Here is a 12,854-nt window from a genome sequence, read left to right as displayed (position 1 = left end):
CTTAACACCTTTCCACCAATCCCCATTAGTTGCGGCGAATCTGGAAAATCGTATTTGTTACAATCGCGGCCATCGAAACCAGCGCTGAATAGATGCTAATACGTTCTTGAGGCGTTAAGTCGCGCCGCTGCTCTTTTTTAGGTACGTAGACTGTTGCACCGGGACGCACTTCAGGATAATTACGGAAAAACAATATTTTTCGAGCACGATCTACCTCACCATTGGCATACACAACATAAGCATCTTTCGGTTTACCACGATCTGATGCCCCCCCGGCCGCTCGCAGATAATCCTTGAGAGATAAATTATCCTGATGACGTACACTTATAGGATACAAGACTTCACCGGCAACCCGTACCGTCTGTAACTCTTTAGGGATCTCCAGAACATCGCCTTCCCGTAAAATGAGATCATGTCTGGAACCGGGATTTTGAATGATCTTGGCAAGATCAATGCCCACCTTTGTAGTCTTCTGCTGTAGGTCCGATCCTGAATCAAGGGTATCCGCAATGTTTAAAAAGGTCGTATCTACCTTCTGTTCAATATCCCGGGTAAGATTTCCACCCGGAGAGTATGCATATTGAGTCAACCCGCCGGCTCTCTGGATCAGGTCAGAAATACGCATATCCTGTTCATCCAGGGTATACTTACCGGGAAATAGCACTTCACCTTTAATGGTAACCTGACGCTGTTCATAGTAATTGGGCGCATTACGGACAAATATCTTGTCAAATGGTTTAATCGTAAAACCAGCTGTTTTGTCATCCAGTTCCAGATTTTCATTTACCCTGAAACGATGAATTTCTGCCATCTCCCTGGCTACATACATCGAATCTCCACTATCTATTCGTCGTGAAACCTCAATGCGATAGGGCGCCGCTGATTCTTTGAAACCGTTCGCCTGAAAGATAACATCCTCTAATGTCATATTTTCTACAAAGGGGAAGGTGCCCGGTTCCTGTACCGCCCCCACGACCGATATGGTATAATCTTCGCGGAGGTCAAAAATGGAAGAAATGCGCACGATATCATTGCGCTGTAGCGAAATATCATTCTGTTCAGGATTATTAAGCAACTCCCGAACATTAAAAGAGACAACCTCCGTGGATAAATCATTCTGCTCACGGTAAACCAATCCCCGATTCATAAACGCATCCTCCCGGATCCCCTCGGCCCGTTGTATCAAGGAGTAAACCGTCGTACTATCTTTAAGTTCATAATCGCCTTCTCTGAACACCGCCCCCTGTATCTCCACACGATTCGCAAAACGATCTAACACTTTATCAACCTGAACACGGTCGCCGTCACGAAGCTGAAAATCATTCTGCTCAGGATAACGGATATCATTAATACGCTTCTGCGACCCCGTATTCCCAATCACTTTTAACCGCTTCGTATAGGCATCGGAAGCAAAGCCCCCGGCAAAAGTAATTAAATCCTGTATGGTTTCGCCTTCCTTAAGCTCAAAAATACCTGTACGCTTCGTCTTTCCGTTCAGTTCTACCCGCGATATATAGGGATCAATCTTAATAATATCCTGATCGCGCAGCCTGATATTATCTTTCTGGTTCCCATACACCAGAAAATCATAAATATCGAGGGTGGCCGCAATGCTATCGCCCCGTATCACTTCAATTTCCCTGAAAGTACCGGTCGAATCAGGTCCGCCAGCCGAATAAAGCGCATTAAATACCGTAGCAAGGGACGGCAGTGTATAAGTACCCGGAAAACGACTCTCCCCCAGTACCGTCACATTGATACTGCGGACATTGCCTAACGAAATTCGAGCTTGCGTATCGGTGGGCTCATCGGTATCCGATTGTAAGCCGGAATAGATTTTAGAAAGTGAACTTTTAATTCGTTCACGTGCGGTCTCAATCGTCAACCCATTCACATAAATGGGACCCAGGTTGGCGATAGTTATGGTCCCCTCTGTTGATACGGTAACTTCATAGGTTTGCTCGGCCGCTCCCCAAATATCAATGATCAGCTGATCACCCGCTCCCAACTGATAGTTTTCGGGGGTTGGCACATTGAGTGAAGGGGTAAAGGATACTTTATCGCGTCGAAATAAATCTGCACCGAATATTCTGCTTCGTAACGTATCTTTCTGCAAGCTATCAGGTTGCATCATAAAAGTGGTATCTCGATTTACCGACCGCAGTTGATTATTCTGACGCTGCCCCTGCTGACCTCCATTTTGCATGCGCAAATTACGAACCCGACGTACCAGCTTGCTCACCTCGTTAGGTGACATTCCACGAGCCATGGCCATCTGCTCAACCTGGGACAAAGAATACCCCTGACTTTGGGCCCGTTCCCATAATCGTTGTACCTGCTGGTCGGAAAGATCACTGGCTCGCAGGTTTTCAAAGTCTATGGAGCCGATATCCTGTGCTGCAGCCCCCCCGATCACAATGAATAGAATAGTAAAAAGTACCGCTGTAGTTCGTAGTAGCTGTTTATTAAACGCCATCTGTTCGTTTATTGATATTTGATGATCCCTAAATAAATGAGACCAAAAGTAATAAATATCCGCCTAAAGATACACCTCTTTTTAGTGATTATGGGGATTAGGTGATTAAGTAATTGAGTGTTTGGTAGTAAGGTAATTAAATGATTAGAAAGCTCTTTGGACTTGCTACATTTATTAAAGCAAGAAACTCCTACCCAAAAATTATTCCGCCCAATCACTTTGCTACAGCTACACGGTTTTAAGACGGGAAGAAAGGGGTATTTACACACGCCGAATTTACCGTGCCTCGTTCAATCGGGGTTTCGGGATCTCGACCACAAGGTTCGCATAGCATCTAACAATTCATTATCGTAGAAACCCTGCCACTCTGCCCCTCGTTACAACGCAGTCTAAAGCCTACCTTCGTAGAAACAGTTCGCATCTATAGCCTTCATACATATTACGGCTACGGCAGACAGGCATTGTAACGAGATAAACTTTATCCTACAAAGTCTTGCGCGCCAGAGGACTTAAAACGGAACACTTTATACTTTTCTCCTCTGTTACTTTATTTCTTTGTCACTCTGAAATCCCACCACCTAATTAGCATTCACTGACCTTTCATGCCCGGCACTAAAATACCGGTCTGTGAATGAACGCTGTACGCAGGCTTGATTTTAAGTCTTTGTTGCTTTGTAACTGTGATACTCAGTCACTTCATCTATTAATCACTAATGAACCCTTACCCACCACAGGTTAACTGACACGCGTTACAACGAAACATAGATTTCTCACTTCACTATGTTTCGTTCGAAATGACATTCTGGTGTATATGTTTAATTACGCAATCTAAACGGACATTCTTTCACTAAGGCACGCTGTCATCTCGACCGCCAGGGAGAGATCTTTGTTTTTTGGAATGTGCTCCACCCCCTAACACACAGATTTCTCTCTTCACTGCGTTCTGTTCGAAATGACAGGCTTATAGGTTGGATTTCTCGGCTCCGTTATATTTCATTAGAAATGACAACCGCACTATTATTGTACAAGCATTGGTACTTCATCACGCTGTCATCTAATCTCGCAATCACTGATTTTACCCATGCCCGGCACTAAAGTACCGGTCTAGGGATGCACGCTTTACGCAGACTTGATTTAACCTTTGTTACTTTGCTGCTCTGTAACTGCATCACCTAATCATCATCTCCAAGATATTTAGACACAAATGCAGCTGAATCCTTCACCGTAATATTCTTAGCCTTCTTATAATCCGATGTATTCCGCGTAATAAGCAACTCACAACCTGCATCCAAGGCAGAAAAATATTGTAGAGCATCTTCAAAATCAGCCCAGCCGGATTTCAGTGCCAAATCAACAATCTCCTCATCAACCGTACTGACAGATACCAAATCTCTCATCGCTGATAGTTTTTGTACCGTTTTTTTCGACCCATGCGTTCTTCCCAGCAGATAAAACAAATTTGAAAACGTTAATCCACTTATAAAAAGATCAACCAATCCCTCAACAGAAGCATGAAAAATCTGATTTGCATCAACATTCCAAGGCTCCCGACCTGCTAAAGAATCCAAACAGATATCCGTATCAAGAAGAATGGGTTCCATACTTATCTTCCAACGCCTCCCTTAATAATTCTTTTTCATCGTTATCTCCATCAGATACCGGTAACGGCAACGATCCCGCAAAACGATGTACGGGAGAATCATCTGGAATATCGCTCCCTTCACCCCGTGTTTTTCGATCCAAATATTGTTCTACCATTTCTGATACACTTATCCCCTTTCGCTTGGCAAAAATCTTAGCACGCTCTTTTACCGATTCCTCAATAGTTAGAGTCAGCTTCTTTTTCATAACTTCAACAGTTGTTCATTCTCAGTAATACGTATAATATAATTAACGGCACGTATACTAACAACCATCCTATCCTTTCGTGTCCATTCCCGGCACTAAAGTACCGGTCTATGGATGAACGCTTTACGCAGGCTTGATTTTCACCCTTTGTTGCTTTGTAACTGTGATACTCAGTCACTTCATCTATTAATGACCAATCAACCCTTACCCATCACAGGTTAACTGACACGCGTCACAACGAAACATAGATTTCTCACTTCACTATGTTTCGTTCGAAATGACATTCTGTGTGTATATGTTTAATTACGCAATCTAAACGGACATTCTTTCACTAAGGCACGCTGTCATCTCGACCGCCAGGGAGAGATCCTTGTTGTTGGAATGTGCTGACCCCCTAACACACAGATTTCTCATGTCGTTACACTCCATTCGAAATGACAGGCTTATAGGTTGGATTTCTCGGCTCCGTTATATTTCATTAGAAATGACAACCGCACTAATGTTGTACAAGCAATGGTACTTCATCACGCTGTCACCTCATCACGCAATCACCATTCACTGATTTTCCCCGGAGCCGGTTACAAACTTGCCACGGAATAATGATAACTTCTTTTACACTTTAAGTATAACTGATTCTAAAATATTCACTTCTTTAAAATCACTATCCATGGTGACCAATGGAAAGTCAAGATAGGCAGAAGTAGCAGCAATTATAGCATCTGGAATTTTAAGCCCATGCTCTTTTCTAAACGCTATAGACAATTTACGTACCCCCTCATGCAAATCGATCAGACTGCACTCCCTAATAAATGACTTTATAATTCGCTCTTCCTGATCGGTGAGCCCTGAATAACTTAATAGTTCAATTTCTGTGATACAGGATACCCATATTTGTTGTCCTTTCATCACCTCTTGGGCAATATCTAATCCATTAAAAAAATTTACAAGTAAAGAAGTGTCTGCAACAATATTATTTCCACTCATCCCTTACTCTTTTCTGATATTCTAATCCCTCTTCATCAAAATGTACTTTGCCGAAATACTTGCCCAGATTTACATTTTTTTTGTTTTTTTTACCTGTAGCCCGTTGAATAGCCTCACGAATCTTTTCTACAGAATCGCCCTCGGTTATAATTATAGACATAATGCTCCTTTATTTGGTTTAAAATAGGTACTAAACAGGAAAATTAATTGATCCAGTTTATATAACTCATTATTAGACCATCATATTATATGATTTTATCGAATAAAATATCAGGTATAATTGTCTATTTAACAACTGCTCAGTTTATATAGCTATATCCTCACAAGTTACAAAAGATTTTACACCTTGCCCCTCTGCCACCTCGTTACAACGCAGGAGTATTGTAACGAGATAAAACTACGTGAAAACATTACTCCTGAGTACATACCCACTCACAAAACTATAAGTTTATTACCATAAGTCTACCTGACTATAACACACTGTGGGATTTGGCAAACAGTGAATGATCTCCCCACGCTGTCACCTCGACCGGCAGGGAGAGATCCTTGTTGTTGGAATGTGCTGCCCCGTCCTAACACACAGATTTCTCATTTCGTTACACTCCATTCGAAATGACAACTGCGCTAATGCTGTACAAGCAATGGTACTTCATTACGCGGTCACCTCATCACGCAATCACTGATTTTGCCCATGCCCGGCACTAAAGTACCAGTCTATGGATGAACGCTGTACGCAGGCTTGATTTTAAGTCTTTGTTGCTTTGTAACTGTGATACTCAGTCACTTCATCAATTAATCACCAATCAACCCTACCCATCACAGGTTAACTGACACGCGTTACAACGAAACATAGATTTCTCACTTCACTATGTTTCGTTCGAAATGACATTCTGGTGTATATGTTTAATTACGCAATCTAAACGGGCATTCTTTCACTAAGGCACGCTGTCATCTCGACCGGCAGGGAGAGATCTTTGTTTTATTGGAATGTACTGCCCCGCCCTAACACACAGATTTCTCATGTCGTTACACTCCATTCGAAATGACAACAGTGCTAATGCTGTACAAGCAATGGTACTTCATTACGCTGTCACCTCATCACGCAATCAATGATTTTACCCATGCCCGGCACTAAAGTACCAGTCTATGGATGAGCTCTTTTAGATAGGCTTAACTTTGAACCTTTGTTGTTTTGTAATCGCTTTCGACCCATCCCTCTTGATCTCCCTTCCCTACGAGCAGGGAAAGGAGAAACTCTTGATTAAAGAGACGCATTTAATTCAACACTTAAAACTTTCTACTTAATACTATATTTCACACTAACCATCCCGCCCAGTTGATCCGCATACAGCTCCCCGGTATCATAAGCCAAGTCCAGGTTAAGCGACAGCTTTGGACGTACAGGTATAGACAGCTGCAACAAGAACGAATATTGGTCCTGGCGATCAAAACGACCATTCTGCCCTTGCAAAGTCTCGGGATTAGTAATAATCCTTTTTGCACCATAATTACGACTATACGAACCCAAAAACTTATAATTAATATCCTCGCTAATATTTCCCTCTACTCCAAAATGATGCATTACTACAATATTGTTTTGAACGCCAACGGTATTTGGACGAGTAAAAAGAAAGGGCGAACCAATAGTTCTGTTTTGATACGTCCATCCACTATAGTATATGCCATTACTGTAATAGTTATCCGCTCCCCGCCTTTCAAAGGATTTTGAACCCTGTTTCGTCGTGTTTAAATGTTCCCAACTAATTTTTTCGATTAATGGAAACCCTTTTAGATCTACACTCAATCCCCAAAGCCCATCCAAAGGACTACGAAACCACAATCCAGGACGATCTTCGAGATAAAACAGGCGATGCAGCATGATATCTGCAAAATCGAAACTCATTTCAATGCCTGTATCATAACCGGCGGTCGTATTCCCAAGAGTTCCTCCCGTTTCGTTACTCGGGAAGTTCGGATCATCTTCATCAATATTTTTTGCCAAAACAACACGAGTAAAATTCTTAAAACCGTCAGGCAAATTTCCATAATTGGGATGCGTCCCCGCCCAGGTTACGTTATGTGTAAAACCACCATATGCATTAAACCAACTTTGTTCTCTAAAAAATCTTAGATAGAAATTTTTTTGATGCAAATAGGCGTTACTTGATACTCTCCCATCTTCCATCCAGCCGTGGGAAAAATAGCCCTTGAAACTCAGCCAGTTATTTGTGCCGGGAACACCCACAAAATCAGGGGTATAAAGCCGCACCTTGGGAATAGGCGATGCATTCCCACTCTGTATCATGGAGCCGGAGGTAAGGCTGCTGTCGGTAATTCCTATTTGTTCTTTTTTTCGTCCCGCTACCAGACGAAATATTTTCCAATCCGCCTGCAGGTAGCCCTCATTAAAAAACACACTGCTCTGCTCCGACCATCGGCCCACCAACTCGGCCCCGGCGTTCAGCTTCACCGGCCCAAGCGTGCCCAGATCAACCCTGGGTGCCAGCCGTACAAAGCCATTGGCACTCCGACGATCGATAATCCCCCAGCGATTGCTGTGCAGCCAGAAGGGTAAGGTTCCTTCTCCACTGATAGTCGTCCCAACTTCCAGGTCAACGGTGACCTCTTTGGGTGGAGCGGTCGTTTGAGCAGAAGCGGTATGCCGCAAACCCAATAACAATAACCCACAAATAACAATGCTAATACTGACGGTACTGAATGATCTCACTGATAAAATATTTTTCTTTAAATTTTGGAGAGAGAATATAGATATATCAGCAGGCAACTTCGAACAAAAATGTATCTCCTTTGCCGTTACAGATTTAAAAATTGTTGTTGGAATGTGCCTAAAATCTTGACACATAGATTTCTCTTTTCACTGCGTTCCGTTCGAAGTGACAACCTTATTTACGTTCTGTCATCTCGACCGCAAGGGAGAGATCTTTGTTTTTAAGCAAGAGAACAACTAAACAAAGTTTTCTCATTCCGTTGCACTCCATTCGAAATGACAATCGATGTTATAGAAGCAATATTACTTTACTACTCAATCACCAGCTCACTCAGTTACCCGGTCACAAAACAAACTCCAATTAATACTACGCGATCCTTATGGCAGGAGATTCTTCACTTCGTTGCGCTCCCCGTATGACGGGACACAGCGGAATGACGTTATTATTTAATGTCATTCAACCTCCTCCCCTTTCCAGGCGTCATTGAGGACTTGATCCGCAATCTCGCATAGCTGAAAGTTTTAATACAGACACAAAGTCTCACCAACGGTGATAAATGTTTTATTCGCTGGTTGGGGTTCTGGGTTGACTTGCCACGTGAGACTCTGCATCGGGTGCGGAGTGACGTCGTTGTTTCAATTCTCTTTAAAGCGTCATCCCGAGCGTAGCCGAGGGATCTATCATGCTTCGTACGTTATTTATTGCCTTGATAGATTTCTCCACTCCGGCCTGATACCCACAGCCTCCGGTCGAAATGACACCTTTATAATCATTCCGTCTTACTCTTGCGTTCAGAGGGAGTTGCACTCCCGAAGAACATTTCCGTAGTTGATCGAGGGTATAACCCTCTCTCAACCAGGAAAACTATCTGCTGATCTATTCCTCTCTACTGTCGTCTCAACCAGACTTGCGCGCAAGGCTACGTTTGGCAAGCACTGGGAGAGATCTCTGTTTTTTACTTTAAGGAAGCAAACCTAAACATAGATTTCTCGTTTACACTCGAAATGACAAATTAGGATTGCTCTTGTTCCACTAAAACTTAAACTATCTGCTAATTCATACCTCCTCACCTGTCATCTCGACCGCAGGGAGAGATCTATGTTTTACTTTGAGTAAGAGAAGGCATAACACAGATTTCTCTCTTCACTCCGTTCCGTTCGAAATGACATCTGTTTTTTGCTTATTCGTGATTAGGTAATCATGATGGATTTCTTGTTACAACTTTGCACTCTGTCCCCATGTTACTCTGAAACTTTGTTACTTAGTATCTCTGTTAATCTCCCTCACCTAATCACTGCTTTTCCCCTTCCATCAATCTCCCTGAATCCCTCTTTTCTAAGAGGGACTTTTTGCCGCCACTTCACAAAGTGCTCCAAAGCTTTAGAGGAGACATACGGTTTTCTAACCGGGCCTACGAATAATCTGTGTAAGCCAGCGGATGCCCGGAATAAATTCGTACCGGTGGATTAACCATTAATGGACCATCAATGTAGCGGTCCATCGAATTTATTCAATCCGTTGCGCTGAAACGCATAGATTATTCTAAGCCTTGATTTTTTTTGGGCGTTAAAAAAATAAATGGGGTAATCTTTGAGCGAACAGAGCTCTCTTAGATGCTACGCGAGCCTAATGGCATGAGATCCCTCGACTCCGCTCCCCGAATGACGGGGCACGGCGGGATGACACTGCTTTTAATTCTTTTCTAACTGTCTCCCATCGTCCGCCAACCGTCAGCAAGTCCACTTTGTTACTTAGTCACTCAGTCACTTCATCACTCAATAACCTAATCCCCCCCCCTTTCTCTTTGCCTTCGCTTCTTCATCAGCACCATATGCAAGTGGTAGTTCTGTGCCAGTCCGAAGATGATCATTACCATCTGATAAATCGAAAACAGCGAAACAAGGGTAAGAAGTATTAACAGTCCGAATCCTGCTTTGTTTATCAGTTCGTATGCCGGGGCCACCCAGCCAATATGCACCTTCGAAAACAGCTGAAACAGGAAGGCCGTCATAAGCGTGGCCGATTGCAGTACCAGCGTAAAGGTAAAAGCGAAAATAACTTTTTGGTAGAGGGTCAGTGTTCCTTTTCCCGCCGCGGTGGTCTTGCTGAGGAAGACGCGGTCACGGAATCCGAAAAAGATGCCAAATCCCGCCAGCAGCACGGCTTGCATGTCTGGGAAGATGCGCAAGGCCAGATCGATAAGCCCGAGCAGCTTATCGCGGACCGGCAAACCCGTCCACAACAGTACACTCATGATCACTGCGCTGACCGCCAGGGGAACACCGAGGGTCTGCTTTAATTTGCTCTTCGGATACAACCGGAACAAGTCGCGGGGACCCGACTGGTGCCGGGCCCGCAACCGCTTTAATTGGTTTTGACGCTGTCTGTTATGCTTCATGGCGCCGGGGATAGGTTTTGATCATATGATGAACCACCGCCTCGAACTTCTCTCCTACCCCGCAGCGAATCCGAAAGATACGCGGGTAATTGGACGTATCCACTGTCTCCTTTTCCCCTTTGTGGTTGACGATCTGCACCAAAGCACGTCCATTGCTGGGAACCAGCCCGGCGGCCCCCATCAGGAACTCGCTTTTCTTCAGGTTCACGCTCTTGCCGTCACGCGGGCGTCCGCTGATCTCCAGATGCTCGATCTCCGCCTCCCGCAGCTGGCTGTCCACAAGGGTGGTATACTCGTCATTGAGATCCTGATTACTGAACGAAACGTGCAGTTTAATATCGAGAATGTCGCGGGCATCGAGGATATCCTGGAGAAATTCCCGGGATTTCTCCAGCGTCACCTGTACCTCTTCATCCACCCTGGCGACACGATTGAGTGCTGTGTCCAGAAATCGCTGTACCATCAAAAGTGACCTCTTATCGAGACGCACCAACAGGCACAAGCGGTGCAGGGTTGGAATGAAGATGTATTCCATTATTCGGAAATCGGGACACCTTACTGCAGTGCCGGAATGTTTTTCGGCATCACAAGGGTAGCACGTATACTCCGGATTGCTCTGCCTGGGGCTGAACCTGCCGAAGTGCCCCTTTAGCACTGGCGTACCGGCTACATGATACTCTTCCATCGAGCAAAACCTCATGTAGCAACAAGATGGACGAACGGGTTGTGACCTGAACACCCCGTACAACTTATGAAACAGACGCTTGTACAGGGCCGGCCCGCGCTCCCGGTCGGTAAGCAGACGGATGTTATAGACGTAAAAACAGAACTCCTGTTGTTCGTTCATAGATGAATATGATTTTAGATTTTGGTATGCAATAAATTTCATGACTTTGAATAGGCACGAACAAATCCCCTCTTGAGAGGGGATTTTTGAGTGCCGGTTATCACAATTCTTTTGCCCTCCCATAAAAAAGCAATGTCATTACGAGGGAGGGTCATGCCCGACCGTGGTAATCTCCCTTTTACGATTCGCGTAGTATCTAAAGGATGATCCCTCATACATCAGTAAGCTAACCCAAGGAGATTGCTTCACTTCGTTTGCAATGACAAACGTTGTTGTTTGGAAAAACCCACCCCGCCTCGTACCTCGGTACCCCTCCGGTGGAGAGGACTGACCCTGGTCTATGTTGCATTCTGATTTCATACCCTCCCCATCCGCCATACGGCGGACCTCCCCTCCCTAAATCATTAGGGAGGGGCCGGGGGTGGGTCACCACACGGGTATGAATAAAGCATGATCTGCCGGCTCTTTCTATACGGCTTCGCGGAACAGGATCATCGGTTTGGGATACGGCTCCATCGACAGCACTTCGCGAGCGCGGTCGCGTCCAACCTCCATCAGCCGGCGAACGTTATCGTTGCTGAAATCCATCGCATCTCCCAGCGGCTCTTTGGGAGCAATAATCAACGGATGCACATGCCGGTAGATGCGTCCGGTACGGTGGCGCAGCTCGACGCCCTCGTCTTCTGCCTGACGCACCAGCTGGTTGATCGTCAGAAAACGGGCGATATCCTCATAGAATATTTCGTCCATCATGATATCAATCGAGCGGAAGGCGATGTCGATAATATCACGGCTTTTTACCGGCCGCGGCAGCCCATCAGTAGGTTTGGTGGGTATAATGATGGCACGGTGCGGGTTATAGGGCAGTACTTCGCGGATGGGAGAAATATCGCGAAGACCGCCGTCCACACATTGATAGCCGTTGACCGATACCGGGTTGAACACCGCTGGGATAGCCGTGGAGGCCAGGATGCGGCAGATATCCTCTTCGTTGATGGTATGCGACTCTTGATGAGGGATGGAGGCACGTACATATCGTCCTGTTTCCAGCTTAACGTAGCCGAAGGTGAACGGCACAGTAGTCGGACGACCTTTGAGGTGGTTTCGCAACAGGCTGTGCAACGGCCCGTTGTCAAATTTGGAGACCGGCGGCTTACCCAAGCCGATTTTATATTGCAGGTACCTGCGGGCCAGCCCTACCAGCGTCTTTTCGCGATACACCTGTTTGGGCGTCAGGTCTTTCCACACCTCGATCATGGTTTCAAACTGATCCGTAGCCAGCATGGCTCCGTTCAGCGAACCTACGCTGATGCCGCTGATAACATCATAGGTGAATCCCTGCTCGCGCAATACCTGTAGCACTCCTGCCTGAAAAGCTCCTTTGGCTCCCCCGCCCGGCAACACCAGGGCTGTACGTTCGTCGACTTTGTAAGAATAATTAATATTATCCATTCTTTTCTCCTGATTTATTGGTTAATAGTAAACCTGCCGAGCCGGTAAACCCGACAGGTGCATTAACTTGTTTATATTGTAACATTGTGATTGTAAGGCCAATTACATTCTCCTTATAAG

The 12,854-nt window shown here is 45.0% G+C and carries 9 protein-coding genes; all 9 read right to left on the bottom strand.

The window, feature by feature from the left end; genetic code table 11:
* Positions 1 to 25: 25 nt before the first annotated feature.
* Complete coding sequence (locus tag ACQ76V_RS11710) at positions 26 to 2,476, bottom strand: SLBB domain-containing protein (RefSeq protein ID WP_441000684.1); 2,451 nt, start codon at positions 2,474 to 2,476, stop codon at positions 26 to 28.
* Positions 2,477 to 3,648: 1,172 nt separating this feature from the next.
* Positions 3,649 to 4,077 carry a type II toxin-antitoxin system VapC family toxin gene (locus tag ACQ76V_RS11705; RefSeq protein WP_441000683.1) on the bottom strand — a complete coding sequence of 143 codons (429 nt, stop codon included), beginning with the start codon at positions 4,075 to 4,077 and terminating at the stop codon, positions 3,649 to 3,651.
* Entirely contained in the window at positions 4,058 to 4,324 is a 267-nt protein-coding gene (locus ACQ76V_RS11700) for a DUF6364 family protein (RefSeq protein WP_441000682.1), read from the bottom strand. Before ACQ76V_RS11700 ends, ACQ76V_RS11705 begins: the two co-directional genes overlap by 20 nt.
* A gap of 612 nt (positions 4,325 to 4,936) precedes the next feature.
* Positions 4,937 to 5,308 carry a type II toxin-antitoxin system VapC family toxin gene (locus ACQ76V_RS11695; protein WP_441000681.1) on the bottom strand — a complete coding sequence of 124 codons (372 nt, stop codon included), beginning with the start codon at positions 5,306 to 5,308 and terminating at the stop codon, positions 4,937 to 4,939.
* Entirely contained in the window at positions 5,295 to 5,468 is a 174-nt protein-coding gene (locus ACQ76V_RS11690; protein WP_441000680.1) for a hypothetical protein, read from the bottom strand. Before ACQ76V_RS11690 ends, ACQ76V_RS11695 begins: the two co-directional genes overlap by 14 nt.
* A 1,137-nt stretch (positions 5,469 to 6,605) precedes the next feature.
* On the bottom strand, positions 6,606 to 8,036 hold the full coding sequence (locus tag ACQ76V_RS11685) for a capsule assembly Wzi family protein (protein WP_441000679.1): 1,431 nt from the start codon (positions 8,034 to 8,036) through the stop codon (positions 6,606 to 6,608).
* A gap of 1,784 nt (positions 8,037 to 9,820) precedes the next feature.
* Entirely contained in the window at positions 9,821 to 10,435 is a 615-nt protein-coding gene (locus ACQ76V_RS11680) for a hypothetical protein (RefSeq protein WP_441000678.1), read from the bottom strand.
* Complete coding sequence (locus ACQ76V_RS11675; protein WP_441000677.1) at positions 10,425 to 11,282, bottom strand: DUF4747 family protein; 858 nt, start codon at positions 11,280 to 11,282, stop codon at positions 10,425 to 10,427. Before ACQ76V_RS11675 ends, ACQ76V_RS11680 begins: the two co-directional genes overlap by 11 nt.
* Before the next feature lie 468 nt (positions 11,283 to 11,750).
* Positions 11,751 to 12,734, bottom strand: coding sequence for a patatin-like phospholipase family protein (locus ACQ76V_RS11670; RefSeq protein WP_441000676.1), 984 nt, complete (start codon positions 12,732 to 12,734; stop codon positions 11,751 to 11,753).
* Positions 12,735 to 12,854: the final 120 nt, after the last annotated feature.

The sequence above is a fragment of the Fodinibius sp. SL11 genome, assembly GCF_052060035.1.
Taxonomy (GTDB): Bacteria; Bacteroidota; Rhodothermia; order Balneolales; family Balneolaceae; genus Fodinibius.
The sequence above is the reverse complement of the archived record's forward strand: the minus strand, read 5'-3'. Positions and strand labels throughout refer to the sequence as shown.